The sequence below is a fragment of the Kosakonia oryziphila genome (genome assembly GCF_900094795.1).
Classification (GTDB): domain Bacteria; phylum Pseudomonadota; class Gammaproteobacteria; order Enterobacterales; family Enterobacteriaceae; genus Kosakonia; species Kosakonia oryziphila.
Genome location: NZ_FMBC01000011.1, coordinates 66,594 through 92,707, shown reverse-complemented (window position 1 = coordinate 92,707; position 26,114 = coordinate 66,594). Strand labels below are relative to the sequence as shown.

At 53.3% G+C, this 26,114-nt stretch carries 24 protein-coding genes and 1 pseudogene; 17 read left to right on the top strand and 8 right to left on the bottom strand.

Annotated elements, in window-relative coordinates:
- The first annotated feature begins 137 nt into the window (after positions 1–137).
- Both GA0061070_RS07500 and GA0061070_RS07495 read left to right on the top strand, forming a co-directional pair.
- Entirely contained in the window at positions 138–1,307 is a 1,170-nt protein-coding gene (locus GA0061070_RS07500) for a DNA repair protein (RefSeq protein WP_090134956.1), read from the top strand.
- A gap of 46 nt (positions 1,308–1,353) precedes the next feature.
- Positions 1,354–1,476: pseudogene (locus tag GA0061070_RS07495) on the top strand (PadR family transcriptional regulator); the annotation flags it as partial.
- Here GA0061070_RS07495 and GA0061070_RS07490 read toward each other — a convergent pair.
- Both GA0061070_RS07490 and GA0061070_RS07485 read right to left on the bottom strand, forming a co-directional pair.
- On the bottom strand, positions 1,473–3,035 hold the full coding sequence (locus GA0061070_RS07490; protein WP_090134955.1) for a methyl-accepting chemotaxis protein: 1,563 nt from the start codon (positions 3,033–3,035) through the stop codon (positions 1,473–1,475). The pseudogene GA0061070_RS07495 and the gene GA0061070_RS07490 sit on opposite strands and share 4 nt — an antisense overlap.
- Before the next feature lie 445 nt (positions 3,036–3,480).
- Positions 3,481–5,001: a methyl-accepting chemotaxis protein gene (locus tag GA0061070_RS07485; RefSeq protein WP_090134953.1), complete on the bottom strand. Its 1,521-nt coding sequence runs from the start codon at positions 4,999–5,001 to the stop codon at positions 3,481–3,483.
- A gap of 431 nt (positions 5,002–5,432) precedes the next feature.
- Here GA0061070_RS07485 and ygjG point away from each other — a divergent pair, with 431 nt between their 5' ends.
- Entirely contained in the window at positions 5,433–6,812 is a 1,380-nt protein-coding gene (ygjG, locus tag GA0061070_RS07480) for a putrescine aminotransferase (protein WP_167353549.1), read from the top strand.
- An 81-nt stretch (positions 6,813–6,893) separates the two neighbouring features.
- Here the strand turns inward: ygjG and lsrG are convergent, their stop codons facing one another.
- Positions 6,894–7,187: a (4S)-4-hydroxy-5-phosphonooxypentane-2,3-dione isomerase gene (gene lsrG, locus GA0061070_RS07475; protein WP_090134952.1), complete on the bottom strand. Its 294-nt coding sequence runs from the start codon at positions 7,185–7,187 to the stop codon at positions 6,894–6,896.
- A complete protein-coding gene (lsrF, locus tag GA0061070_RS07470; protein WP_090134949.1) occupies positions 7,184–8,071 on the bottom strand; it encodes a 3-hydroxy-5-phosphonooxypentane-2,4-dione thiolase in 888 nt (295 codons plus the stop codon). The genes lsrG and lsrF overlap by 4 nt, the downstream gene beginning before the upstream one ends.
- A gap of 140 nt (positions 8,072–8,211) precedes the next feature.
- Here lsrF and lsrK point away from each other — a divergent pair, with 140 nt between their 5' ends.
- Together lsrK and GA0061070_RS07460 are read left to right on the top strand one after the other, a co-directional pair.
- The gene (lsrK, locus tag GA0061070_RS07465) at positions 8,212–9,786 is read left to right on the top strand and encodes an autoinducer-2 kinase (RefSeq protein WP_090134947.1); all 1,575 of its coding nucleotides are present in this window, start codon (positions 8,212–8,214) and stop codon (positions 9,784–9,786) included.
- Positions 9,787–9,942: 156 nt separating this feature from the next.
- Entirely contained in the window at positions 9,943–11,964 is a 2,022-nt protein-coding gene (locus GA0061070_RS07460; protein ID WP_090134945.1) for an NADPH-dependent 2,4-dienoyl-CoA reductase, read from the top strand.
- 104 nt (positions 11,965–12,068) lie between these two features.
- On the opposite strand, the gene rlmG is transcribed toward GA0061070_RS07460, so the two are convergent.
- Positions 12,069–13,196, bottom strand: coding sequence for a 23S rRNA (guanine(1835)-N(2))-methyltransferase RlmG (rlmG, locus tag GA0061070_RS07455; protein WP_090134944.1), 1,128 nt, complete (start codon positions 13,194–13,196; stop codon positions 12,069–12,071).
- Positions 13,197–13,266: 70 nt separating this feature from the next.
- Between rlmG and GA0061070_RS07450 the strand changes: the two genes are divergently transcribed.
- From GA0061070_RS07450 to GA0061070_RS07440, 3 genes are all read left to right on the top strand, one after another.
- Positions 13,267–13,767 (top strand): M48 metallopeptidase family protein, encoded by a 501-nt coding sequence (locus GA0061070_RS07450; protein ID WP_090134942.1) that lies wholly within the window; start codon positions 13,267–13,269, stop codon positions 13,765–13,767.
- 149 nt (positions 13,768–13,916) lie between these two features.
- Positions 13,917–14,915 (top strand): Gfo/Idh/MocA family protein, encoded by a 999-nt coding sequence (locus GA0061070_RS07445; protein WP_090134940.1) that lies wholly within the window; start codon positions 13,917–13,919, stop codon positions 14,913–14,915.
- 245 nt (positions 14,916–15,160) lie between these two features.
- The gene (locus GA0061070_RS07440) at positions 15,161–16,129 is read left to right on the top strand and encodes a TerC family protein (RefSeq protein WP_090134939.1); all 969 of its coding nucleotides are present in this window, start codon (positions 15,161–15,163) and stop codon (positions 16,127–16,129) included.
- Between the two features lie 14 nt (positions 16,130–16,143).
- On the opposite strand, the gene GA0061070_RS07435 is transcribed toward GA0061070_RS07440, so the two are convergent.
- From GA0061070_RS07435 to uxaC, 3 genes are all read right to left on the bottom strand, one after another.
- Entirely contained in the window at positions 16,144–16,698 is a 555-nt protein-coding gene (locus GA0061070_RS07435; protein WP_090134937.1) for a YgjV family protein, read from the bottom strand.
- A 120-nt stretch (positions 16,699–16,818) separates the two neighbouring features.
- On the bottom strand, positions 16,819–18,306 hold the full coding sequence (locus GA0061070_RS07430) for a UxaA family hydrolase (protein ID WP_090134935.1): 1,488 nt from the start codon (positions 18,304–18,306) through the stop codon (positions 16,819–16,821).
- Positions 18,307–18,323: 17 nt separating this feature from the next.
- Positions 18,324–19,736, bottom strand: a complete 1,413-nt coding sequence (gene uxaC, locus GA0061070_RS07425; protein WP_090134933.1) for a glucuronate isomerase — start codon at positions 19,734–19,736, stop codon at positions 18,324–18,326.
- 465 nt (positions 19,737–20,201) lie between these two features.
- Between uxaC and GA0061070_RS07420 the strand changes: the two genes are divergently transcribed.
- The 9 genes from GA0061070_RS07420 to GA0061070_RS07380 all read left to right on the top strand — a co-directional run bounded on the left by GA0061070_RS07420 (position 20,202) and on the right by GA0061070_RS07380 (position 26,087).
- Entirely contained in the window at positions 20,202–21,500 is a 1,299-nt protein-coding gene (locus GA0061070_RS07420) for an MFS transporter (RefSeq protein ID WP_090134931.1), read from the top strand.
- Between the two features lie 288 nt (positions 21,501–21,788).
- Positions 21,789–22,565: a transcriptional regulator ExuR gene (exuR, locus tag GA0061070_RS07415; RefSeq protein ID WP_090134930.1), complete on the top strand. Its 777-nt coding sequence runs from the start codon at positions 21,789–21,791 to the stop codon at positions 22,563–22,565.
- A 336-nt stretch (positions 22,566–22,901) separates the two neighbouring features.
- Positions 22,902–23,564, top strand: a complete 663-nt coding sequence (yqjA, locus tag GA0061070_RS07410; RefSeq protein WP_090134928.1) for a DedA family general envelope maintenance protein YqjA — start codon at positions 22,902–22,904, stop codon at positions 23,562–23,564.
- A 4-nt stretch (positions 23,565–23,568) separates the two neighbouring features.
- A complete protein-coding gene (gene mzrA, locus GA0061070_RS07405) occupies positions 23,569–23,955 on the top strand; it encodes an EnvZ/OmpR regulon moderator MzrA (protein ID WP_090134927.1) in 387 nt (128 codons plus the stop codon).
- Between the two features lie 147 nt (positions 23,956–24,102).
- Positions 24,103–24,471, top strand: a complete 369-nt coding sequence (locus GA0061070_RS07400) for a DUF1090 domain-containing protein (RefSeq protein WP_090134994.1) — start codon at positions 24,103–24,105, stop codon at positions 24,469–24,471.
- A gap of 39 nt (positions 24,472–24,510) precedes the next feature.
- Complete coding sequence (locus GA0061070_RS07395) at positions 24,511–24,813, top strand: ElaB/YgaM/YqjD family protein (protein WP_090134926.1); 303 nt, start codon at positions 24,511–24,513, stop codon at positions 24,811–24,813.
- Position 24,814: 1 nt separating this feature from the next.
- Entirely contained in the window at positions 24,815–25,213 is a 399-nt protein-coding gene (locus GA0061070_RS07390) for a phage holin family protein (RefSeq protein ID WP_090134924.1), read from the top strand.
- Positions 25,210–25,500, top strand: coding sequence for a YqjK-like family protein (locus tag GA0061070_RS07385; protein WP_090134922.1), 291 nt, complete (start codon positions 25,210–25,212; stop codon positions 25,498–25,500). The genes GA0061070_RS07390 and GA0061070_RS07385 overlap by 4 nt, the downstream gene beginning before the upstream one ends.
- A 194-nt stretch (positions 25,501–25,694) precedes the next feature.
- Positions 25,695–26,087, top strand: a complete 393-nt coding sequence (locus GA0061070_RS07380) for a DoxX family protein (protein WP_090134921.1) — start codon at positions 25,695–25,697, stop codon at positions 26,085–26,087.
- The last annotated feature ends 27 nt before the right edge of the window (positions 26,088–26,114 follow it).

Here is a 26,114-nt window from a genome sequence, read left to right as displayed (position 1 = left end):
TTTTCACAGAAACACTAACGCATTGAAATATGTCCCATGTAATATGGATGCAGACTATTGCGAGATTCACAGCTATAGTCCAGATTTGATGAATAATCACACACCTTAATAACTCTTAAGCGCTTTGACGAAACGCCATGAACAAACCTATAAAACGGCTTGAAATCATCAAATACGCCATCGAACTGGAGGATGACGGCATCATCCTTAGTCAGCTTCCTTTGTTGAAAAATGAAGTTACGGATCCGGAGTTAGCGTTTATCGTTCATGCACTTGAAGAGAAGAACTACAGCGAAGCGATACGCGCTATAACAAGCTGGCTGCAAAACCAGCGTTCCCTCGTGAGCTGGCAGGATCCACTGGTGGCCGCCAGCAAGCTGGAACTGAAAGCGCTGGAAGAACGACTGCGCGAACTGATTGATAAACGCAACGCGCGTATCCAACTGCTCGACGAGTTCAATGATCTCTACTTAACCCGCCTCGGCCCGCTGATGTCACAAATCCTGCGCCTGCGCAAAACCCTGGCGGAAGCCGCCGTTCGCCGCCAGGAAGCGGAAGCTCGCCGTCGCGAAGCCGATTATTTGCGTTGCCAGAAGTATCTGTCTCAGGCGGTGGAGGTGCTGGTTACCTTGACGCAGCGCTGGCAAAGCATGCCGCCGCACTCATTGCAAGCTGCCGAAGCACGCAAACATTTGCAGCAGCAAAGCGAGCTGATCGCCTCGTTGCTGGCCGAAGCGCAGGAGCTGGAACGAGGCCTTACGCGCGAAGAAGAACCGGCACGCCAGGCGCGTGACGAAGCGCGTCAGGAATACGAGAGCTATCAGGAGCAGCAGCACGATGCCGAAAAACGCTTTAGCTGCGAGCAGAAGATGTCAGAAGATGAACGTCACGAACTGAAGCGTCTGTGGCGCCAGGCCAGCAAACTCTGCCACCCGGATCTGGTGGACAACGATTTAAAAAATGAAGCGCACAGCATAATGGTGCAGCTCAACCAGGCGCGCCAGCGCGGCGATCTCAGCGCTATCCGCGCCATTCTGACCCGCCTGCAAAAAGGGCTGGAGCCGTTGATGGCAAGCGATCGTTTGAACGATCTGCAGCGCCTGCGTCAGCGTATTGCTGAAGTGAAACAGCATATCACCAGCCTGATCGAAGAGCTGGCAACCCTCGAGAAAGAGGAGTCCTGGCAGCTCGTGTCATCACTGGGCGATCGGGAAACCTACTTCCGCCAGCAGGAAAAAGCGCTGGGCGAAATTCGCCAGACGCTGGAGCAGCAAGTCAGCGAAGCCGAATACGACGAAGTAGCCTGAAAATATCAAGCCCGATAAACCGGGCTTTGTTGTTATTTATCCCACGCTCGGTAACTTTAAAGCAGTGCTGGATTTACGAGTGAGTCAGGGGGAACTCAGCGCCGCACAGCCTAAGCAGATAATTGGCATTATCGATCGCGCGGCACTGGATATTTCACAACTCAATTAAGCCATTTCTGGCGTATCGCGCAGACGGAAAACCTGAACCAGTTCGCGCAAGTGCAGCGCCTGCTCGTTCAGTGCTGCTGCCGCCGCAACCGACTCCTCCACCAGACTGGAGTTCTGCTGGGTGGTTGAGTCAATCAGTCCAATGGCGCTATTAATCTGCGAAATGCCATCGGTTTGTTCGCGGCTCGCCTGACCGATCTCACGCAGGATCACATCCATCTCTTGCACATTGCTCACCATACCGTTAATCAACCCACTGGCTTTTTCCACCAGTGCCATCCCTTCACTGGTCTGGCTGGTTGAACTTTCGATCAGATGGCGGATCTCATTCGCCGACGAGGCGCTTTTCTGCGCTAGCTGACGAACTTCGCCCGCAACCACTGCAAAACCACGCCCATGTTCCCCTGCACGCGCAGCTTCAACGGCTGCGTTCAGCGCGAGGATGTTGGTCTGGAACGCAATGGAATCAATCAGGTTGATAATGTCAGACATCCGGTTTGAGGTGTCGTTAATGACGCGCATCTTCTCCGTGACCTGTTTCATCATCTCGCCGTTATTTTTCACCACCGTCGCCGCCCCTGCGGAAAGCTGTGTGGCTTCTGCCGTATGGTCGGCGGTATTTTTTACCGTGGCGGTGATTTGCTCCATTGATGCTGCGGTCTGTTCCACCGAGCTTGCCTGTTCTTCCGTTCTCGCCGCCAAATCCTGGTTACCGGCAACAATCTGTGCCGCTGCGCTGGAGATGTTCTCCGAACCGTTCTGCACCTGATGAACAATCTCTACAAGGCGCTCTTTCATCTCCATTAATGCCCGCAGCAGCACACCCGTTTCGTCGCGGTAGCGGGAGTCAATCGTACGGGTCAAATCGCCATTAGCAATGGCTTCTGCGAAGGTGACGGCCTCACTCAATGGGCGCGTAATCATACGTACAATGATCCAGCCGATCAGGCTGCCGAAGCCAATGCTAAAGACTGCGAGCAGAATGAGGATCAAGCGGCTCTCGGCAAAATCGTGCTGTACGACCTCACCCGCACTTTTCATCTGCGCATCCTGGATAGAAATCAGTTCATGCACCTTTTCTTTGTAGGCGTTCTGGATATTCACCGTGTTGCTCATCATCTCCTGTATCGCAGCCGCACGATTGTTATTTTTCACGGCGTCGAGGATGCGAAAGCGAGAGTCAAGGTACTGCTGGCGTACGGTGCGAATTTCAGCAAGGATTTTCTGTGATTGGTCATCATGCAGGTTTTTCGCCAGATCTTCGAGCAACGCGGCAATGTGGCTGCTGATCTCAGAAAGCCGCTTCTCCGACTCGCCGGTCCACTTCCCTTCGCTATCAAGTAGCATCAGTTGCTGAATGCTGACAAAAGAGTTGAAGTTATCGATTAGCTGATTGGCTTTAACAGTGGTTGGATAGTCTTCACGCACGATTTCTTGCATTCCATTATTTGCGCGATCCAGGCTGGAGAGTGACATTGAGGAACTCACCACCATCAACACAATAAAAAAGCCGAACGCCAGAAATAATTTCGCGCCTATTTTTACATTATGTAAAAACATATATTCTCCATGGGTTTGATTATTTTACCGACGAAAGTGTCGGGCGCTTAACCCTAAAGGCCCGCTTAAGTCCCTGGCGCAAATTAAACATATGCAGCCACAACACGTTATCGGTAACCAAAGCGCTAACTTTATGAGTTTGATCGTTTTTTTAATTATTTATCGAAGTGCATGATAGTTAAGAACTATTAATTATTGCTTATCGATCATTATATTCGGAAGAAGAATGGTTTGCGCAACATATATTAATATTGCTTAAATATATTTAATTCATGGTTAACTGGAAGAGCGGAAAATATATTAACACTTCACATTGCCAACGATAATTAATACTGCTTTAACAAAAAAACAAATATATCATCACATATATATATTATTTTTATAATAAATAGATAAAAAAACCGCCACTGCATTGCATGGCGGTTTTTAATAGGGCGTTAAAACATTAATGCAAGACGGATACAGCATCCTGCAGGCGGCCAGCACGATGTTTCACCATCGCCGAGACAGTAGCGCTTTCCTCGACTAAACCGGCATTCTTCTGGGTGATGGCATCCAGTTCAGCGACCGCGCGCGTCAGATCGGAAAGCCCGTTAACCTGCTCGGTAGTGGAACGGCTAATCTGCCCAATCAGCGACGTCACGTTCTGCACCTGGCTGACAATATCTTCCATCGTACGACCAGCAGCATGCACCTGATCGTAACCAGACTGCACTTTACTGGCACTGGCATCAATAAGCTTACGGATGTCGTTTGCCGCGCTGGCACTACGGCTGGCGAGATGGCGAACTTCACCCGCCACGACAGCAAAGCCCTTGCCCTGCTCCCCGGCCCGTGCCGCTTCCACCGCTGCGTTCAGTGCGAGGATATTGGTCTGGAAAGCAATGTCGTTAATCAGCGTTGTAATAGAGCCGATACGTTGCGTACTGTTGGCAATTTCATCCATGGTTTTCACCACTGTCTCCATCGCTTTACCGCCATCGGTTGCCGCGTTACTGGCGGAACTGGAGAGCTGATCGGCGGCAGAGGCAGTTTCCGAGTTAGTTTGCAGTGACGCCGCCATCTGGCTCATGGTCGCCACCGTCTGCTGCACATTAACCACGGTTTGGCGGGTGCGTTCATTCAAATCATCATTGCCTTTTGCCAACGTCTCACTGCCGCTAAGTACACTGTTAACCTGGCCAGAAACATCATTGATCAACCAACGGCACATCAGCCCAAGTTGGCCGATAGCGCGTAAGGTTAGCCCAAGTTCATCGCTGCGATTCAGCGGCTGTATGCTGTTGCTCTCACCGGTAGCCACGCAGAGCGCCTGCCGGGCGACATTTTCCGCCGGGCGGACAATCTGCCACTCAACGGCCATACATCCCACCAGCATCGCCAGCGTACCGATCGCCAGTGCCATTCCGCCTGCGCCACTCAGCCACAGCCCGACCATCTGCGCAAGCCACAGCAGCGACATTACACTGCGCGTACGCCAGCGCAGCGATAAAGAAGCGAGTTTCCCCCACCAGCCTTTGCTGATCACCAACCCTTTATGCACCCGTTTATTACAGCGTCCTTCATTTAGGGCTTTGTACAATGGTTCAACCGCAGCAATCTCTTCATCGGTCGCCTGGGTACGAATCGACATATAGCCGATAGTTTTACCGTTGCGCACCATCGGTACGGCGTTAGCACGAACCCAGTAGTGATCGCCATTCTTGCGACGGTTTTTCACTACACCGCTCCACGGCTCGCCCTGTTTGAGGGTGTACCACATATCGGCAAATGCTGCCTTGGGCATATCAGGATGACGCACCACGTTATGCGGCTGGTCGAGCAGTTCAGCCAGGGTATAACCGCTGGCATGAATAAAAGCATCGTTCGCGTGAGTAATGTAGCTTTGCTGGTCAGTCGTTGACATCAGAGTCGTATCAGCATCCAGCATAAAACGCTGCTGGCTGACATAAGGAGGAGAAGACATGGTTGCGTCCTGTGCGGGTTATATTGCTGTTAAAAATTAATGCGAATGTTATTTCGGCGATAATGAATTTATCTTTAGTTGTTAAATTTGATTTAGATCGCAATTCGCAATAAATCCCTGATTTTCATGTGCTCGTTAACTCTCTGTTTTTAATAGTTTCACGACGTTACCACTAAACAGTATTAACATAATTGCTCCATCATCGTGCATTAATTGCACAATATTGGAGCGATATTACAATAACCTCGCCAAAGACGTACAAATTTTAATCACAAAAGATACAAAATATTACCGTGCCGTCGCGATTAAATTTTGTACGCCAACGTTTCCCCCTGGTGTTTATCCCGATTTCACCCGCCCACGCCGATGTGGCGCAATCCCTGCAATACTTAAATCGGTATCATGTGATACGCCAGCCCCTGGAGTCCATTTTGAACAGGTTACCTTCCAGCGCATCGGCATTAGCGTGCAGCGCTCACGCCCTGAATCTCATTGAGAAGCGAACGCTTGATCATGAGGAGATGAAAGCATTAAACCGAGAGGTAGTGGATTACTTTAAAGAGCATGTCAATCCGGGTTTTTTGGAGTACCGCAAATCTGTTACCGCCGGCGGGGATTACGGAGCCGTAGAATGGCAAGCGAGCAGCCTCAATACGCTTGTCGACACCCAGGGACAGGAGTTTTTAGATTGCCTGGGTGGTTTTGGAATATTTAATGTGGGGCACCGTAATCCAGTTGTGGTTTCCGCCGTACAGAATCAACTCGCCAAACAACCTCTTCATAGCCAGGAACTACTCGACCCACTACGGGCGATGCTGGCAAAAACGCTGGCGGCCCTTGCGCCAGGCAAACTGAAATATAGCTTCTTTAGTAATAGCGGGACGGAATCCGTCGAAGCCGCCCTGAAACTCGCCAAAGCGTACCAGTCGCCGCGTGGCAAATTCACCTTTGTCGCGGCCAGCGGCGCGTTCCATGGCAAATCATTAGGCGCGCTGTCAGCGACCGCAAAATCCACCTTCCGTAAACCCTTTATGCCGCTGCTGCCAGGCTTTCGCCACGTACCGTTCGGCGATATTGAGGCGATGCGCACACTGCTTAGCGAATGCCGTAAAACCGGCGACGATGTAGCGGCAGTGATCCTGGAACCTATTCAGGGTGAAGGCGGCGTGATCCTGCCGCCGGTCGGTTACCTGCCTGCGGTTCGCAAGCTGTGCGATGAGTTTGGCGCATTGCTGATCCTTGACGAAGTTCAAACCGGCATGGGCCGCACCGGTAAAATGTTTGCTTGTGAACATGAAAACGTGCAGCCGGACATTCTGTGCCTTGCCAAAGCACTGGGCGGCGGCGTGATGCCGATTGGCGCGACGATCGCCACGGAAGAGGTTTTCTCTGTGTTGTTTGATAACCCGTTCCTGCATACCACCACCTTTGGCGGCAACCCGCTGGCCTGTGCGGCGGCGCTGGCAACCATCAATGTATTGCTGGAGGAGAACCTCCCGGCGCAGGCGGAGCAGAAAGGCGATATGTTGCTGGATGGCTTCCTGGCGCTGGCGCGTGAGTACCCGGATTTAGTACACACCGCGCGGGGCCGTGGCATGCTGATGGCTATCGAATTTGTCGATAACGAAACGGGCTACAACTTCGCCAGCGAAATGTTCCGCCAGCGCGTGCTGGTTGCCGGAACGCTCAACAACGCGAAAACCATTCGTATCGAACCGCCGCTGACACTGACCATTGAACAGTGTGAGCAAGTGCTGAAAGCCGCCCGCACTGCGCTGGCAGCACTGCGGGTTGCGGTTAACGCCGAGTAACCTTGCGCCCGGTAGCACCCACGCTTACTGGGCCTGATCACTTGTGCCGGAGAGGCGCTGCGCCATCCGGCTTTTTTGACGCTACTCCGGCAGCAAACCAATAAAACTGCGTTTTTTGCGCGGCTCGGACATTAGCGCCTCCAGCTTCTCCACGCACGCCAGGTAATGCGGCGTCTTTTTATGCGCCTCAACGGCCGCATCATCCTGATAGGCTTCGTAAATAAAAAAGCGGGTTTTCACTTTCGGATCCTGCAACACATCAAAACGTAGGTTGCCCGGCTCGCGGATTGCGCCTTCATGATTGGCGCGAAACACTTGTAAAAAATCCTCCACACAACCAGGTTTAATATTGATTTCCACCAGCGTCACATTCATGATTTTTCTCCTTGTTTTTCTTCCCGCCAGAACTGATAAGCCTCATGGGCGCTCATGTTGTCGTGAACCACTTTTTTCACCGCTTTCAGCATGGCCAATGGCGCGCTGGACTGGAAGATGTTGCGCCCCATATCCACGCCAGATGCGCCCTGATCAATGGCACGGAAACACATCTCCAGCGCCTCCTGCTCCGGCAATTTCTTGCCGCCAGCAATCACTATTGGCACCGGACAACTGGCGGTGACTTTTTCAAACCCCTGCTCCACAAAATAGGTTTTCACAAACTGCGCGCCCATTTCAGCGGCGATACGGCTGGCGAGCGCGAAATAACGGGCATCGCGCGTCATCTCTTTGCCAACGCCGGTTACCGCAAGCACTGGAATACCATAGCGGCTCCCCGCATCGACAAGCTTGATAACATTACCGATTGACTGATGTTCATATTCACTGCCGATATACACCTGTGCCGCTACCGCTGATACATTCAGGCGCAGCGCATCTTCTATCGCGACCGCGACGCATTCATGAGAAAGCTCCGTCAGCATCGAATTCCCACCGGAAGCACGCAGCACTACCGGTTTGTTAGTGGCCGGAGGCACCACGCTGCGCAAGATCCCCCGCGTGCACATCAGCACATCGGTTTCACCAAACAGAGGCGCAAGGGTGAGATCGATACGTTCAAGTCCGGTGGTTGGCCCCTGAAAGTATCCGTGATCGAAGGCCAGCATTACCGTACGATTACTCTTCGGGTTAAAGATCCTTGCCAGTCGCGACTGCATGCCCCAGTCCAGCGCGCCGCAACCTTTCAGGGTAAAGGGCACATTCCGTTGTGGTGTGCCAAGGCCAAAATCTTTCCCTTCTTTATGATCATCCAGGTCCGCCATCTCTCCCTCCCGCGCGAGGCTGTGATTGAACTGTTGATTTTGTGATTGAAGATTGTTCAAAAGCGTAGGCGCTGAACTATATTTTCGACCATACGAGGATCACAGTTTTATCTTTGACGCTGGTCGAGGGGGCCAATCCCATGAGTTACCTGATGGCACTAGATGCAGGAACCGGCAGCATTCGCGCAGTGATCTTCGACTTATCCGGGCGGCAAATCGCCGCAGGCCAGGCCGAATGGAAACATCTGAGCGTCGAAAACGTTCCGGGATCAATGGAGTTCGATCTCGACAGTAACTGGCAGCTCGCCTGCCAGTGCATCCACAAGGCACTGGAGAACGCCGGCCTGCGCGGTGCGGATATTCAGTCCGTCGCCTGCTGCTCAATGCGTGAAGGCATTGTGCTCTATGATCGCAATGGCGATGCCATCTGGGCCTGCGCCAATGTCGACTCCCGCGCCAGCCACGAAGTGGCGGAACTCAAAGAGATCCACGACTGGCATTTTGAATCCGAAGTCTACAGCGTTTCCGGGCAGACGTTGGCGCTCAGCGCGATGCCCCGCCTGCTGTGGCTGGCGCACCATCGTCCCGATATCTACCGTGACACCGCTACCATGACCATGATCAGCGACTGGCTGGCGTCTCGCCTCTCCGGCTGGCTGGCGGTTGATCCTTCCAACGCCGGAACTACCGGCATGCTGGATCTGTTCACTCGCGACTGGCGAGCCGAGCTGCTGGATATGGCCGGGCTGCGCGCGGATCTTCTGTCACCAGTGAAAGAGACCGGTAGCCTGCTCGGCGAAGTAACGCAGCAGGCGGCGCAAGAGTGCGGGCTACGCGAAGGAACGCCCGTGGTGATGGGCGGCGGCGATGTGCAGCTTGGCTGCCTCGGGCTTGGTGTAGTTCGCGCCGGGCAAACTGCGGTGCTCGGCGGCACATTCTGGCAACAGGTGGTTAATCTGCCACAGGTGCGCACCGATCCAGAGATGAACATTCGCGTGAATCCGCATGTGATTCCCGGCATGGTACAGGCGGAATCTATCAGCTTTTTTACCGGGCTGACCATGCGCTGGTTCCGCGATGCGTTCTGCGCGGAAGAGAAGCTGATCGCCGAACGTCTCGGCATCGACGCATATAACCTGCTGGAAGAGATGGCCAGCCGTGTGCCCGCCGGTTCGTGGGGCGTGATGCCAATCTTCTCCGACGCGATGCACTTTAAGCAGTGGTATCACGCCGCACCGTCGTTTATTAACCTCTCCATTGATGCGGAAAAATGCAATAAAGCCACGCTGTTTCGTGCGCTGGAAGAGAACGCCGCCATCGTCTCGGCCTGTAACCTTGCGCAGATATCTCGCTTCTCGGGCGTGCAATTCGACAGTCTGGTGTTTGCCGGCGGCGGCGCAAAAGGGGCACTGTGGAGCCAGATTTTAAGCGACGTTACCGGTTTGCCGGTACGCGTACCGGAAGTGAAAGAAGCGACCGCTCTGGGCTGCGCGATTGCGGCTGGTTGCGGTGCCGGGCTGTATGACGACATGGCGGCAACCGGCGAGCGGCTGGTTCGCTGGAGTCAGACCTATATGCCAAACCAGGCGCATCGTGAACTGTACGACGACATGATGCTGAAGTGGCAAAAAATCTATGCCGATCAGCTAGGCCTGGTCGATAGCGGGCTGACGACGTCAATGTGGCGCGCGCCCGGCCTTGCGAAAAAAGCCTGACTTCCCTTCTCACACGGCCCCTTTTCCCTGCGGGAAGTGGGGTCGCTATTTTGAATTCCATCACAATCATTACCTCCCGCTTTTCCCTTTTTGACGGCGAGGGCTAAAGTAGAACTCATCCGACCACATAACAATAATTTTACACTGGAAGCGCGCATGAGCCATTACCCGTCGTTATTCGCCCCACTCGATCTGGGCTTTACCACGTTAAAAAACCGTGTGCTGATGGGATCGATGCACACCGGTCTGGAGGAGCGCCCGGATGGCGCTGAACGTCTGGCGGCTTTCTACGCGGAACGCGCACGCCACGGCGTAGCGCTGATTGTGACTGGTGGAGTCGCGCCTGCGCTCTCCGGCGTTACGATGGAGGGCGGCGCCGTATTGCATGATTCCAGTCAGCTTCCGCATCATCGGCTGATCACCGATGCCGTGCATCAGGAAGGCGGCAAAATCACACTGCAAATTCTGCATACCGGTCGTTACAGTTATCAGCCACATCTGGTGGCACCGTCCGCGCTACAGGCACCGATTAACCGCTTTATGCCGCATGCTCTGAGCCATGACGAGATCCTCGCGCTGATCAATGACTTCGCCCGTTGTGCACAACTGGCACAGCAGGCCGGTTATGACGGCGTGGAAATTATGGGCTCCGAAGGCTATCTGATTAATGAATTTCTCGCTGCCCACACCAACCAGCGGGAAGACGAGTGGGGAGGCGATGAAGCCCGCCGCCGCCGTTTTGCGCTGGATGTGGTGCGGGCTGTGCGCGAACGGGTTGGCCGCGAGTTTATTATTATCTACCGTCTGTCGATGCTGGATCTGGTCGAAGGCGGCGGCACGCTGGAACAAACCATCACGCTGGCGCAGGCTGTCGAAGCGGCAGGCGCGAACCTCATTAATACCGGCATCGGCTGGCATGAAGCGCGGATCCCGACGATCGCCACGCCGGTTCCACGCGGCGCTTTTAGCTGGGTGACGCGCAAGCTGAAAGGGAATGTGAGTATTCCGCTGATCACCACTAACCGCATCAACGATCCGCAGGTTGCCGAAACGATCCTGAGTAATGGCGATGCTGATATGGTATCGATGGCGCGTCCGTTCCTTGCCGATGCCGAGCTGCTTTCTAAAGCGCAAAGTGGTCGGGCAGATGAGATCAATACCTGCATCGGGTGTAACCAGGCGTGCCTCGATCAGATCTTCGTCGGCAAAGTGACCTCCTGCCTGGTCAACCCGCGCGCCTGCCATGAGACGCAAATGTCGATACTTCCGGCGTTACGCAAGAAAAACCTTGCGGTTGTTGGCGCTGGCCCCGCCGGACTGGCGTTTGCGGTGAATGCCGCAGCACGCGGGCACAGTGTGACACTGTTTGACGCACAGGCGGAGATCGGCGGGCAGTTTAACATTGCCAAACAGATCCCCGGCAAAGAGGAGTTTTACGAAACTCTGCGCTACTACCGGCGCATGCTCGAACTGGCAGACGTGGCGCTGTGCCTGAACCAGCGCGTCGATCCTTCGATGCTGATGCTATTCGATGAGGTGATCCTCGCCTGTGGTATCGAACCGCGTATTCCGCCGATCGAAGGCATCGATCATCCTAATGTGCTGAGCTACCTCGACGTGCTGCGCGACAAAGCGCCGGTCGGCGAAAGTGTGGCGATCATCGGCTGTGGTGGGATCGGTTTTGATACCGCGATGTATTTAAGCCAGCCAGGCGAACCGACCAGCCAGAATATTGCCGAGTTTTGCGTGGAATGGGGGATCGACACCAGTCTGAGGGAAGTCGGCGGGTTACGCCCGGAAGGACCGCAACTGGCGAAAAGCCCGCGACGCATTGTGATGCTGCAACGTAAAGCCGGTAAGCCGGGAGAAAATCTGGGTAAAACGACCGGCTGGATCCATCGCGCTACGCTGTTGTCACGCGGGGTGAAAATGATCCCATCGGTCAGTTACCAGAAAATCGATGATGCCGGTCTGCACCTGTTGGTAGGCGGCGAACCACAACTGCTGGCAGTGGATAATATCGTGATCTGCGCTGGTCAGGAGCCAAAGCGGGAGTTGGCAAGACCGTTGCGTGACGCGGGCAAAACGGTGCATCTGATTGGCGGCTGCGATGTAGCGCTGGAGCTGGACGCTCGTCGGGCGATTGCCCAGGGCACCACGTTGGCGCTGGAGATTTAACGCGGAGTGCCGGAGGGCGGCTTCACTTTCTCCGGCCAGCAACAGCGGCAAATATCGTGTGCCTGATAAGCGAAGCGCCATCAGGCACGACGTTCATTCAACCGTTAACGCTTCTTACGCACTTTCACCGCTTTTAGGATCACGAATTTGTTGTTCGTCGCGATCGTTTCGCAGTTGCCAAATACACGCTTCAGCTTGCGGAAGTAATCCAGGTGGCGATTGCCAACAATCCGCAGCTCGCCGCCATATTTCAGGCAAAAACGCGCATCGTTAAACATCTGCCAGGCGATGTGATCGGTGATGGCGCTTTGCTGATGAAACGGTGGGTTACAGAGCACAGCATCAAAGCGATCCGGCTCAAGCCCGGCGAGCGAGTTGTTGATCATAAAGTCGCTGCGCGCGCTCGCTTCCGGGAGATTGCTTTCCACATTCAGCCGCGCGGATGCCACAGCCATTGCCGACTCATCGGCAAACAGCACGCGGCCAGGGTTTTGCGCCAGCAGTTGCAGGCCAATCACTCCGTTGCCGCAGCCGAGATCCACCATCTCGCCTTCTATCCCTTCCGGCAGATGTTGCAGGAAGAAGCGTGCGCCAATATCCAGCCCGCTGCGCGAAAAGACATTGGCATGATTATGAATGGTCCAGTCGGTGCCATCCAGCTTCCAGCTAGCGAGCTGCAAACCGTTGGCGAGCGCAGGCGCAGTAAAGGTGCAGTTGATCAAACGCGCTTTTTTCCATGCCAGCGTGGTCGTCGTTGGACCAAGAATTTTCTCAAACAGCGCCAGCGTCGAACGATGAATATCGTGCGCTTTCGCCCCGGCGATAATCCGCGTTTGTGGCGTTACCACGTCGCGTAGCGCGTGCAGTTGTTGCTCCAGCAACGCCAGTTGTTTCGGAACTTTGATCAGCACCAGCGCCGGGTTGGCCGGCAGCGGGCTAAGGCTGTCTTGCAGCGTGACGGCGCTTTCATCTATCGCATTGATGCGCAGGTTATGCTGCGTCGCTAATTCGGCAATGTGCGAATCATTAATGCAAACCGGGCGATGCTCCGCCAGTGCGCAGGCCAGAGCACCGAAACTGTCGTTAAAGATCAGAACCGGGCCTTCGACCTCATTCACCTGTTGCAGCAGATATTCGTCCGCCGCGTCCCACGCCTGTAATGACGCATCGATCACGCCGACAGGAAAGCGGTCTAAAGTAAATGATTGTCCGTTTAACTCAACCTGGCTCATCGCCCCTCCGAAGTGCTAAAATTCGCGCGTTTTATCGCTTAATTATCCGGAGATGTAAACACATTTCGCCATGAATACGCTTACCTACCTTCAGGGCTATCCTGAATCCCTGCTGGCGCAGGTCACCACGCTTATTGAGCAGAACAGACTGGGCGAAGTGTTGCAAAAACGCTATCCGCTCAGCCATGACATCACCACCGATAAGGCGCTGTATCAGTACACGCAGGAGATGAAAAACCAATATCTGCGTAATGCCGCGCCGGTCAATAAAGTGATGTATGACAGCAAAATTCATGTGCTGAATAATGCGCTCGGCCTGCATACGGCGGTCTCCCGCGTGCAGGGCGGCAAACTAAAGGCGAAAGCGGAAATCCGTGTGGCGACGGTGTTTCGCGAAGCGCCCGAAGCGTTCCTGCGGATGATTGTGGTGCACGAGCTGGCGCATCTGAAAGAGAAGGATCACAACAAAGCTTTCTATCAACTCTGCTGCCATATGGAGCCGCAATACCACCAGCTTGAGTTTGATACCCGCCTATGGCTGACGCATCTGGCACTGAAATGGAAGCGATGAAGCGCTTGAAACCGCGTTTTCGCGTATTGCCGTGCTGCGCCTCTTTCCCGGTTGAGGCCATTTGTGCTTCTGCGTAGCAGTGCACTGGTTTTGTCATTTTGACGTGGTAGAGTGCACGAAGACCCCATTTACGGAGAAATTGCGCCCTTATGATACGTTTCGCTGTCATAGGTACAAACTGGATCACCCGCCAGTTTGTCGATGCCGCCCATGAAACGGGCAAATATAAGCTCACTGCCGTTTTTTCCCGCACCCTTGAACAGGCGCAAACGTTCGCCAACGACTACCCGGTAGAACATCTGTTTACCTCACTGGAAGAGATGGCAAAAAGCGATGCCATTGACGCGGTGTACATTGCCAGCCCTAATTCTCTTCATTTCCCGCAGACCCGGCTGTTTCTGAGCCACAAAAAACATGTGATCTGTGAAAAACCGCTGGCTTCGAACTTACAGGAAGTCGAAGCGGCGATTGCCTGCGCGCGGGAAAATCAGGTGGTACTGTTTGAAGCCTTCAAAACTGCCAGCCTGCCGAACTTCATCCTGCTGAAACAGTCGTTGACAAAAGTGGGCAAAATGCGAAAAGCCTTTATCAACTACTGCCAGTACTCTTCGCGTTACCAGCGTTATCTGGATGGCGAAAATCCGAATACTTTTAATCCGGCGTTTTCTAACGGTTCGATTATGGATATCGGCTTCTACTGTCTGGCATCTGCGGTAGCGCTGTGGGGCGAGCCGCACAGCTTGCAGGCCACCGCCAGCCTGCTCGACAGCGGCGTTGATGCGCACGGTGTAGTGGTGATGGATTACGGCGATTTCAGCGTCACACTGCAACACTCGAAAGTAAGCGACTCCGTTTTGCCAAGCGAAATCCAGGGTGAAGCCGGTTCGCTGGTGGTGGAAAAGATCTCCGAATGCCAGAAAGTGTCGTTTGTACCGCGCGGCAGTAAAACGCAGGAACTGACGCAGCCACAGCATATCAACACTATGCTCTATGAAGCGGAAACCTTTGCACGGCTGGTGGAAGAGAATGAGATCAACCATCCGGGGCTGGCCATCAGTCGTACCACTGCCAAACTGCAAACGGAAATCCGCCGTCAGACCGGCGTGAAATTCCCGGCAGATGATGTTGGCGTCGGGCTCACTGCGTAAAGGTTCGTAAACCAGGGAAGCCGGATCATTGACGGCACCAATGGACTGACATATTTTGTTACTCGCAAAGGGGAGTAACTTCATTGCCGGTGGATCGTCATTACGATGCGTTACCGCATCCGGTCGCCGGGCGTCTTCACAGACGTAAGTGAGACCTTGCCGGAAGGCGAGACTCCCTGCATCTAAAGCAAGCGGCTGACGTCTTTCGACGTTAGCCGTTTTTTGTTTTAGGTAAGGAATTCACTATGAATACAGTCGGCACACCAATGTTATGGGGCGGGTTCGCTGTCGTGGTCGCGATTATGCTGGCCATCGATCTCTTGCTTCAGGGACGACGCGGTGCGCATACCATGTCCATGAAGCAAGCGGCCGTATGGTCGATCGTCTGGGTTAGCCTCTCGTTACTCTTCAATGCCGCGTTCTGGTGGTATCTGACGCGAACCGAAGGGCGTGCGGTGGCAGATACGCAGGCGCTGGCATTTCTCACCGGTTACCTGATTGAAAAAGCGCTGGCGGTGGATAACGTCTTTGTCTGGCTGATGCTGTTCAGCTACTTTGCGGTTCCGGCTGCGCTCCAGCGACGGGTGCTGGTTTACGGCGTACTCGGCGCGATTGTGCTGCGTACCGTCATGATCTTCGCCGGGAGCTGGCTGATCGAGCAATTTTCATGGTTACTGTACGTGTTTGGCGCTTTCCTGTTGTTCACTGGCGTGAAGATGGCGCTGGCGAAAGAAGATGAAACCGGGATCGGCGATAAGCCGCTGGTGCGCTGGCTACGCGGGCATTTGCGCATGACCGATCGCATCGAAAATGAGCATTTTTTCGTGCGTAAAAAGGGTCTGTTGTTCGCCACGCCGCTTTTACTGGTGCTGATTCTGGTGGAATTGAGCGATGTGATTTTCGCTGTCGACAGTATTCCGGCCATCTTTGCGGTGACCACTGATCCCTTTATCGTACTGACATCAAATCTGTTCGCGATTCTGGGCCTGCGCGCCATGTACTTCCTGCTGGCGGGCGTCGCGGAGCGCTTCTCAATGCTGAAGTACGGGCTTTCGGTGATCCTGGTGTTTATTGGCATCAAGATGCTGATCGTGGATTTCTTCCATATCCCGATCGCTATTTCGCTGGGTGTGGTCGGCGGGATCCTGGCGCTGACGCTGCTGATCAACGCCTGGGTTAACTACCATAACGACAAGAAAAAAGTACCGGAATGAACCCAAACCTGCCGTCAGCGGGCGGCAGGACGCTCTTCATGCACCGCGGTTTCGACTTTAAACGGATCAATGCCGCGCCGCTGCATGCGCCAGAAACGAATAATGTTCAGCCCGTTCATCACCAGAAAGCTGCTTTCGATCAGCGTACCGCCAATCGATCCGAGCCAGAAGTTGTGGATCACCCAACATCCGGTCGAACACCAGATAACACAGCGCATTGGCAAACCTTTAAAGCGGAACAGCGCCCAGGTACTGACAATCGTTCCCGCCACCGGCAACAGCTCGATCGGATTGTGGAATTTTGCCAGTCCCAGCCCGCCCGTCAGCACAATGAACAGCACCATCACCCACACATTGCGGGTGCGCAGCGTGATCAGGGTTCGTATCGCGTTGAGCATAGCGCTCGATCCGGCAGGAAATGCGCCCATTAAAAAGAAGTGTACGCCGATGATGGCGCTGTAGAGAGAGAGCTGCTTTTTGAAGCGGCGCTCATCACGATTGATGAAGGTTGTAATACCAATCAGAAAGGCAATGACACCAACGCCCTGGGCAAGCCAATACGTGGTCATGAAAAATCCTTGTCGGGTCCAGAATAGAAGATGTTACAACATGCCTGCGCTAACGTATTTACCAAAAACAATTCGCACCAGAGTTGCGTTGGCGACCCTGGTGCGTAAGGTAAAGGTCAATCAGAGCGTAACGCCGCTTTTGAAAATGGCTAACTCGCGGAAGTCGTTCTTCTCGTTACAGGTTTGCTTACCATTGGCGATATCAACAATCACATCAACAAACTCGTTCAGCAGTTGCGGCATCGCTTTGCCGTGAATCAGTTGACCTGCGTCGAAGTCGATCCAATGTTTTTTCTTCCCGGCCAGTTCGCTGTTGGTGGCGATTTTCACCGTCGGCACAAAACCGCCGTACGGCGTACCGCGACCGGTACTGAACAGCACCATATGGCAGCCAGCACCTGCCAGTGCGCTGGTAGCAACGGCATCGTTACCTGGCGCACTCAGCAGATTCAGGCCGTGGGTTTTCAGACGCTCACCGTAGCGCAGCACGTCCACTACCTGGCTGGCCCCTGCTTTCTGCGTACAGCCGAGGGACTTCTCTTCCAGCGTGGTGATGCCGCCTGCTTTGTTACCCGGCGATGGGTTCTCATAAATCGGCTGATTGTGGGCGATAAAGTACTGTTTGAAGTCATTCACCATGGTGACGGTCTTCTCAAAAGTGCTTTCATCGCGGCAATGGCTCATCAGAATACGCTCAGCCCCGAACATTTCCGGTACTTCTGTCAGCACAGTTGTGCCGCCGTTACCGATAACATAATCAGAGAAACGACCGAGCATCGGGTTCGCGGTAATACCGGACAGGCCGTCTGAGCCGCCGCATTCCAGACCGAATTTCAGCTCGCTCAGTTTACCCGGCTCGCGTTTGTCGTTACGCATTGCCTGATAGAGCGCATGCAGATGTTCAAGCCCGGCTTCCACTTCGTCGTCCTGGTGTTGGCAAATCATAAAGTGAACGCGTTCCGGGTCGAACTCACCCAGCGTCTGACGGAAAGCTTCGACCTGGTTGTTCTCACAACCCAGACCAATCACCAGCACCGCCCCTGCATTTGGGTGACGCACCATGTTTTGCAGCATGGTGCGGGTGTTGATGTGGTCGTCGCCTAATTGAGAACAGCCATAGGTATGGCTGAACAGGTAAACACCGTCGATACCTTCAGCATCCTGGGTCTCTTTCAGGAAACGGTTCTGGATCTGGCGGGCGATGCCGTTAACACAGCCTACGGTCGGCAGGATCCACAATTCGTTGCGGATCCCGACTTCACCGTTTGCGCGACGGTAGATCTGAATGTTCCGATCCACCGCTTGTGCGCCTTCATCCTGAAAATCAGGTTGATAACTATACTCGTCCAGATCGCTCAGATTGGTACGTGCGTTATGGGAATGAATGTGCTCGCCCGGCGCGATATCTGATGTCGCATGACCAATTGGCAGACCATACTTGACAACATTTTCACCTTCAGCAATGGCTTGCAGAGCAAACTTGTGCCCACGCACCAGTGCCTGACGCAGCCGAACGGTCTGGTTGTCGACAACGACTTCCGTTCCTTCGGCGAGATCCGCCAGTGCTACCGCAACGTTATCCAGCGAATGGATCTTGATGTATTGCATATCAACCTCAAACGGCCTTAGTTCAGTTCAATCGCGAAGTAATCACGCGCATTGTTAAAGCAGATATTTTTCACCATCTCGCCCAACAACTGGATATCTGCCGGCGCTTCGCCAGCTTCCACCCAACGGCCAATCATCTGGCACAGAATACGGCGGAAGTATTCGTGGCGGGTGTAAGACAAGAAGCTGCGGCTGTCGGTCAGCATGCCGACGAAACGGCTCAGCAGACCGAGCTGCGCGAGCTGGGTCATCTGACGTTCCATGCCATCTTTCTGGTCGTTAAACCACCAGCCGGAACCGAACTGCATTTTGCCCGGCATACCTTCCCCCTGGAAATTGCCGACCATGGTACCCAGCACTTCGTTATCACGCGGGTTCAGGCAGTACAGGATCGTTTTCGGCAGCAGATTTTCTTCATTCTGCTTGCTCAGCAATCTGGAGAGTTCTTCCGCCAGCGGACGGTCATTGATGGAGTCAAAGCCGACATCCGGCCCCAGTAGTTTGAACTGACGCAGGTTGTTGTTACGCAATGCGCCAATGTGGTACTGCTGCACCCAACCGCGACGTGCATATTCCGCGCCCAGCCAAACCAGTACTGCCGTTTTGAACTGCGCGACCTCTTTTTCGCTCAGGCTTTCACCGGCCAGGCGGCGGGCCAGGATACTATCCAGCTCTGCTTCGCTGGCTTCGGCGAACAACACAACATCCAGCGCGTGGTCGGAAACTTTGCAACCGTGCGCAGCAAAGTGATCCAGACGTTTGGCCAGCGCAGTTTGCAGATCGACAAAACGGCGAATGTCGGTATCGGACACTTCACCCAGTTTCGCCATGTAATCGTTAAAAGTCGCTTGTTCAATGTTGAACGCTTTATCCGGGCGCCAGCTCGGCAGCACTTTGACACTGAACGTTTTGTCTTTGGCGACAGAAGCATGATGCTCCAGAGAATCGATCGGATCATCAGTGGTGCCGACCATTTTCACATTCATCTGCTGCATGATGCCGCGCGCGGAAAATTTATCCTGCGCCAGCAGTGCATTGCCCTGCTCCCAGATTTCATCCGCAGTCGCCGGAGAAAGCAGCTTACCTGTAATACCAAATGGCCGACGCAGCTCAAGATGTGTCCAGTGGTATAACGGGTTACCAATCGTGTGCGGCACCGTTGCCGCCCAGGCGTCAAACTTCTCACGATCGGATGCATCGCCAGTACACAGACGCTCAGGCACACCATTGGTACGCATCGCACGCCACTTGTAATGGTCACCTTTCAGCCAGATGTCATACAGGTTTTTAAAACGGTAGTTTTCAGCAATCTGTTGCGGCGGTAAATGACAGTGGTAGTCGAAAATCGGTTGGTCTTTGGCGTAGTCGTGGTACAGGCGGCGCGCATATTCAGTATCTAATAGAAAATCTTCAGTCATAAACGGGGTCATTATCGTCTTCCTCTCAACGAGTGCGTCTGATGTTTACCTTTAATGCTGACAAAGTTATCACACCAATTTCTATAGACCGAAGATATTTTCGTGAGTTGGATCAATAAAAGCAAACAAAAACCCGCCCTTTTACGCGATAAAAACCCCGCCAGACCGCGCCAAATCTGGCTTCTCCCGGCAAAGTTAAAGACCACACAAAGAAAAACGCTTTTGTGATATCACTCACCTTTTCAAGTTGTATGACAAGTTATCTTTCAGCCGTCGAACACATAGCCGACGGAATGCATTCCCGATAACTCATTAAATCGGTCTTGACGGTACGGATGCCGGATTAAAAAACGCTTACTTGTGGCAAGGTTTGGGCCGTACCTGGGGACTCTCCCGGTTACGTCCTCCCGTTTTCATCTTCCGAACATGATCGAAAGGTGACCGCGCAAGCGGTAATAACATAACGATGAGGTTTACATGCGTAAAATCAAAGGATTACGTTGGTACATGATAGCACTGGTGACGGTCGGCACCGTATTGGGCTATCTGACACGTAACACAGTGGCAGCCGCGGCTCCAACATTAATGGAAGAACTGCACATTTCCACCCAGCAATATTCTTACATCATTGCAGCGTATTCTGCGGCTTATACTGTTATGCAGCCTGTTGCCGGCTATGTGCTGGATGTTTTGGGTACCAAAATTGGTTACGCTTTCTTCGCTATTACCTGGGCTGTATTCTGCGGTGCAACCGCGCTGGCAGGTAGTTGGGGTGGCCTGGCGCTGGCGCGTGGTGCGGTAGGTGCGGCTGAAGCGGCAATGATTCCGGCAGGCCTGAAAGCCGCGTCTGAATGGTTCCCTGCGAAAGAACGCTCTATCGCCGTCGGCTACTTCAACGTTGGTTCTTCTATCGGCGCCATGATCGCTCCGCCGTTGGTGGTGTGGGCAATTGTGATGCATAGCTGGGAAATGGCATTTATCATCTCTGGTGTGCTGAGCTTCGCATGGGCCATGGCCTGGTTGTTCTTCTATAAACACCCGCGCGACCAGAAAAAACTGAGCGAAGAAGAACGTGAATACATCATTAGCGGTCAGGAAGCACAGCACCAGACTAATAATGGCAAGAAAATGTCCGTCTGGCAGATTCTGGGCACCCGTCAGTTCTGGGGTATCGCACTGCCGCGCTTCCTGGCGGAACCAGCCTGGGGTACCTTCAACGCCTGGATCCCGCTGTTCATGTTTAAAGTGTACGGTTTCAACCTGAAAGAAATCGCCATGTTCGCCTGGATGCCGATGCTGTTCGCTGACCTGGGATGTATCGTGGGTGGTTACCTGCCGCCGCTGTTCCAGCGCGTGTTTGGTGTCAACCTGATCGTTTCCCGTAAAATGGTAGTGACCATGGGTGCGCTGCTGATGATCGGCCCAGGCATGATCGGCTTGTTCACCAGTCCGTACGTTGCAATCGGCCTGCTGTGTATCGGTGGTTTTGCTCACCAGTCTCTGTCCGGCGCGCTGATTACGCTCTCTTCCGACGTTTTTGGTCGTAATGAAGTGGCGACAGCAAACGGTCTGACCGGTATGGCAGCCTGGACCGCAAGTACGCTGTTCGCTCTGGTAGTCGGCGCACTCGCGGATACCATTGGTTTCAGCCCGCTGTTCGCTGTGCTGGCTCTGTTTGACCTGATGGGTGCCGTGGTGATTTGGACGGTGCTGAAAAACCAGACCGCCGATGAGGTGGTGAATCATACGGTTGTCGGAACCGCTGCGCAAAATTAGCGATTCACAGAAGTATGACAGTACGATGTAAAAGCCGCCTCATGGCTAACACCGTTCACTTAAGATGTTTTGAGTGAACGGGATACTGGGTTTTTGAGATTCGAACGGTCCTTTCTTTGGGCCGTTTTCTCTTTTCTGGCAGGATACCCACCGGATCGTTCAACCGATCATTTTGCTTAACCGATCGGTGTTAGCCTCAGGGCGGCTTTTTCGTCAGAGACGATGGTGAGAGTGCTGTAAAAGTGGTATAACAAATCTACTCTCGCCTTTCTATTCCCTGGAGACTATATGGAAATTTCCGAGTCACGTCGTTTGTACCAACAACTTGCCGCCGAGCTTAAGAGCCGTATCGAGCAAGGCGTGTATCTTGTGGGAGACAAACTGCCCGCTGAGCGCTTTATTGCCGATGAGAAAAGCGTCAGCCGGACCGTGGTTCGCGAAGCTATTATTATGCTGGAAGTGGAAGGGTACGTTGAAGTTCGCAAAGGCTCCGGCATCCATGTTATTTCCAACCAGGCGCGCCATACGCAAGCGCCGGATGAAAACCTGGAGTTTGCCAATTACGGCCCGTTTGAGCTGTTGCAGGCACGTCAGCTTATAGAGAGTAATATCGCTGAATTCGCCGCCACTCAGGTGACGAAACAGGACATTATGAAGCTGATGGAAATCCAGGATAACGCCCGTAAAGAGAAGTGCTTCCGCGATTCAGAATGGGATTTGCAATTCCATGTTCAGGTCGCACTGGCAACGCAAAATAGCGCACTGGCGGCGATTGTCGAGAAGATGTGGACGCAGCGCGTACATAACCCGTACTGGAAAAAACTGCACGACCATATTGATTCACGCACTGTCGATAACTGGTGTGACGATCATGACCAAATTCTGAAGGCGCTGATCCGTAAAGATCCACACGCGGCAAAAGTGGCGATGTGGCAACATCTGGAAAACACCAAGCAGATGCTGTTTAACGAAACCAGCGATGATTTTGAGTTCAACGCCGACCGCTACCTGTTTGCCGAAAACCCGGTGGTCCATCTTGACGCTGCCACTACCGGCACGAAATAAAAACCGCTATTCAGGCGCACATTTACGCTGCGCCTTCCCCTTTGGGGGTCAGTGAACGGTATAGAGTGTCAGCCTTTGTAAATACCCTCGCCACCCGCTCTCCTGGCAAGCAAAATCCCTTGCGAGTGTTATTCTGACTGACGCACAAGGTCAGTTTTTGTTACAATTAGATGCATTTCGCCATTGAATGAGCTAGCGCTTACTCACAGTGTCTTTTAGCTGGATAACAATTGCACCCGGATGTGCCATACGCGGTCATAATATATTAGATCCTGCCGCCGTGTTGTTCTGTGCCAGTAACAGACCTGACGTAAACCGATGTACCAGGAACACCGAATGGAACTTTTAAGCCAATTACTTCATGCTCTCTGGAGCCAGGATTTCGAAACGCTTTCCCATCCCGGCATGATCGGCATGCTCTATTTTGTTTTATTTGTCATCTTATTTCTGGAAAATGGTCTGCTTCCGGCGGCGTTTCTGCCTGGTGATAGTCTTCTGGTGCTGGTCGGCGTGTTAATTGCCAAAGGTGCGCTGGGTTACCCGCAGACCATCATCCTTCTGACCGTTGCGGCCAGCCTTGGTTGCTGGCTGAGCTACATCCAGGGGCGATGGCTTGGCAATACGCGCATCGTGCAAAACTGGCTGTCACATCTGCCCTCACATTATCACCAGCGCGCGCACCACCTGTTCCATAAGCATGGGCTTTCCGCACTGTTAATCGGGCGTTTTATTGCATTTGTTCGCACATTGTTGCCAACGATTGCCGGTATTTCTGGTTTGAGTAATGCACGCTTTCAGTTCTTCAACTGGATGAGCGGCCTGCTGTGGGTGTTGATTCTGACATCGCTCGGTTACCTGCTGGGTAAGACGCCGGTATTTCGTAAGTATGAAGAGGCGCTGATGTCCTGCCTGATGTTGCTTCCGGTCTTACTGCTGGTGATTGGCCTGATCGGCTCGCTGGTGGTGCTGTGGAAGAAAAAATATCGTGATCGAGGCTAAGAACATGGAATTGCAACGTCCTTTCCTGCGTCGGTTATTAATGGGCTTAATGACGATGACGATTTTTAGCGTCATATTTATTGCCTGTGCGACGCTGCACAACCGCGAATCCACACTAGCAATTCGCCCGGCGATGCAGAACGTCACTGTGCCAGATGGTTTCTCCGTCTGGCACCATCTGGACGCTAACGGCATACAATTCAAAAGTATTACGCCGAAAAATGATACGTTATTGATTACTTTCGAATCCAGCGACCAAAGTGCAGCGGCGAAAGCGGTCCTCGATCGTACCTTGCCCCGTGGTTATATCATCGCAGCACAGGATGACGACAACAGCCAACCCTCCGCATGGATGACGCTTCTACGCAATACCACTCACCGATTCGGTTAATCCCTCCAGGATTCTGAACCTTTTCACTCACTTTGGTGTTTAGCGGTTTACTTACTATGCTTGAGTAAACGGAACCAGGGTTCACTGTGTACAACTGGATGCTGGCGCAACGACCGTTTCGCTGGTCAACAATGGAAAGTTTCGATGATGAAAAACCGCATCGTATTGGCACTGGCTCTTCTTTCTCTGAGTGCTGTTGCACAAGCTGCAACACCCTGTCAGGAGAAAGAACATGATATCCAGCGCGAAATCAGTTATGCCGAAAAGCATAACAACCAGAGCCGAATTGAGGGACTGAAAAAGGCGTTGCATGAAATGCACACTAACTGTTCAGATACCCAACTCCGCGCCGCCCACCAGAAAAAAATAGCTAAACAGAAAGAAGAGATTGCCGAGCGCCGTCGCGACCTGGTGGAAGCAAAGCAGAAAGGCGATATGGAGAAAATAAGCAAACGCGAACACAAGCTGAAAGAAGCACAGCTTGAGTTGAAAGAGCTGGAGGCTCGCGATTACTGATTTTTAAGGACGTTACCACTCACTCACCTGGAGAAAATTATGTCAAAAGATAATGCCGATGATTTGCGCGCTGAACTGAAATCCCTTGCGGATACACTGGAAGAAGTGCTGAGTAATTCTGGTGAAAAATCGAAAGAAGAGCTGAGTAAATTGCGCGGAAAAGCCGAGCAGGTTTTGCGTGACAGCCGTCATCGCCTCGGCGAAACAAGCGATGTAATCGCCAAACAAACGCGTGAAGCCGCTGCCCGTACTGATGAATACGTCCGCGAAAACCCATGGGCCAGTGTAGGCATCGGTGCCGCTATTGGGGTGGTGCTGGGCGTGCTGCTGACGCGTCGCTGATATGACGGAGCCACGACACGCGCAGGGGCCAGGCAAAAGCGCACTAGGGATTGGTCAGCGAATTCTGACGATCCTTGTAGAGATGGTTGAGACCCGCCTGCGGCTGGCGGTTGTAGAGCTGGAAGAAGAGAAATCCAATCTGTTCCAGTTGTTGATGATGCTGGGTCTGACCATGCTTTTTGCTGCATTTGGCCTGATGAGTCTGATGGTGCTGATTATTTGGGCCATTGATCCGCAATATCGCCTGAACGCGATGATTGCCACCACGGTAGTGTTACTGGTGCTGGCGCTGATTGGCGGCATCTGGACGCTACGTAAAGCGCGCGCATCCACACTGCTGCGCCATACCCGGCAGGAGCTTGAAAATGACCGAGCCCTGCTAAAGGACGATAAATCGTGAGCAGCAAAGCAGAGCGTCTGGAACGTAAAGCGCGCCTGCTCAGCGAGATCCAGCAGCAACGGCTGGATCTCACCGCCGGGCGTCGCGACTGGCTTGAAGCGACCATCCCTTACGATCGTGGCTGGAATATCTTACTCAGCCTTCGTTCATGGGCAGTAATTGGCAGTAGCGCGATCGCTGTCTGGTCGGTTCGCCATCCGAATATGCTGGTGCGCTGGGGGAAACGCGGCCTCGGTATCTGGAGTCTTTGGCGCCTGGTTAAAACCACGTTCAACCCACCACGTTAATGTGTTAAGGGCGGTCGCGATGATCGCCCTTCTCTTCTTACTCAGTTTTTTTGAAAAAATTCGACAGTTTTCCTTGCTAACAATCTTTTCCCGCCACGATTACTATCCTCTCCATCGACAGCAAACACGCGGCATCCGCCCGTAATTGCACACTATTTACTGATAGCCGCGGTAGTGGCCCCCTGGAGAAAAAGATGAAAAAATTAGAAGATGTTGGTTTTCTGGTCGCACGTATCCTGATGCCGATTCTGTTTATCGTGGCTGGTTGGGGGAAAATTACCGGTTATGCAGGTACACAACAGTATATGGAAGCAATGGGCGTGCCGGGGTTCCTGCTGCCGCTGACCATCCTGCTTGAGTTCGGCGGCGGTCTGGCAATTCTGTTCGGTTTCCTGACCCGTACCACCGCGCTGTTCACTGCGGGTTTCACCCTGCTGACCGCATTCATCTTCCACAGCAACTTTGCGGAAGGCGTGAACTCGCTGATGTTTATGAAAAACCTGACCATCGCTGGCGGCTATCTGCTGCTGGGTATCACCGGTCCGGGCACCATCAGCATCGACCGCGTACTGAATAAAAAATGGTAAGCGCTCTATACTGAGTAAAGAGATCAA

Bases quoted from the DNA above. Each gene is read 5' to 3' on its own strand.
- GA0061070_RS07380 (WP_090134921.1), top strand. From the start codon at position 25,695: ATGAAAAAATTAGAAGATGTTGGTTTTCTGGTCGCACGTATCCTGATG.
- lsrF (WP_090134949.1), bottom strand. From the start codon at position 8,071: ATGGCGGACCTGGATGATCATAAAGAAGGGAAAGATTTTGGCCTTGGC.
- GA0061070_RS07420 (WP_090134931.1), top strand. From the start codon at position 20,202: ATGCGTAAAATCAAAGGATTACGTTGGTACATGATAGCACTGGTGACG.
- GA0061070_RS07440 (WP_090134939.1), top strand. From the start codon at position 15,161: ATGAATACAGTCGGCACACCAATGTTATGGGGCGGGTTCGCTGTCGTG.
- GA0061070_RS07400 (WP_090134994.1), top strand. From the start codon at position 24,103: ATGAAAAACCGCATCGTATTGGCACTGGCTCTTCTTTCTCTGAGTGCT.
- lsrK (WP_090134947.1), top strand. From the start codon at position 8,212: ATGAGTTACCTGATGGCACTAGATGCAGGAACCGGCAGCATTCGCGCA.
- uxaC (WP_090134933.1), bottom strand. From the start codon at position 19,736: ATGACCCCGTTTATGACTGAAGATTTTCTATTAGATACTGAATATGCG.
- GA0061070_RS07485 (WP_090134953.1), bottom strand. From the start codon at position 5,001: ATGTCTTCTCCTCCTTATGTCAGCCAGCAGCGTTTTATGCTGGATGCT.
- rlmG (WP_090134944.1), bottom strand. From the start codon at position 13,196: ATGAGCCAGGTTGAGTTAAACGGACAATCATTTACTTTAGACCGCTTT.
- GA0061070_RS07430 (WP_090134935.1), bottom strand. From the start codon at position 18,306: ATGCAATACATCAAGATCCATTCGCTGGATAACGTTGCGGTAGCACTG.
- GA0061070_RS07435 (WP_090134937.1), bottom strand. From the start codon at position 16,698: ATGACCACGTATTGGCTTGCCCAGGGCGTTGGTGTCATTGCCTTTCTG.
- mzrA (WP_090134927.1), top strand. From the start codon at position 23,569: ATGGAATTGCAACGTCCTTTCCTGCGTCGGTTATTAATGGGCTTAATG.
- GA0061070_RS07490 (WP_090134955.1), bottom strand. From the start codon at position 3,035: ATGTTTTTACATAATGTAAAAATAGGCGCGAAATTATTTCTGGCGTTC.
- lsrG (WP_090134952.1), bottom strand. From the start codon at position 7,187: ATGAATGTGACGCTGGTGGAAATCAATATTAAACCTGGTTGTGTGGAG.
- GA0061070_RS07445 (WP_090134940.1), top strand. From the start codon at position 13,917: ATGATACGTTTCGCTGTCATAGGTACAAACTGGATCACCCGCCAGTTT.
- GA0061070_RS07450 (WP_090134942.1), top strand. From the start codon at position 13,267: ATGAATACGCTTACCTACCTTCAGGGCTATCCTGAATCCCTGCTGGCG.
- yqjA (WP_090134928.1), top strand. From the start codon at position 22,902: ATGGAACTTTTAAGCCAATTACTTCATGCTCTCTGGAGCCAGGATTTC.
- exuR (WP_090134930.1), top strand. From the start codon at position 21,789: ATGGAAATTTCCGAGTCACGTCGTTTGTACCAACAACTTGCCGCCGAG.
- GA0061070_RS07390 (WP_090134924.1), top strand. From the start codon at position 24,815: ATGACGGAGCCACGACACGCGCAGGGGCCAGGCAAAAGCGCACTAGGG.
- GA0061070_RS07500 (WP_090134956.1), top strand. From the start codon at position 138: ATGAACAAACCTATAAAACGGCTTGAAATCATCAAATACGCCATCGAA.
- GA0061070_RS07460 (WP_090134945.1), top strand. From the start codon at position 9,943: ATGAGCCATTACCCGTCGTTATTCGCCCCACTCGATCTGGGCTTTACC.
- GA0061070_RS07395 (WP_090134926.1), top strand. From the start codon at position 24,511: ATGTCAAAAGATAATGCCGATGATTTGCGCGCTGAACTGAAATCCCTT.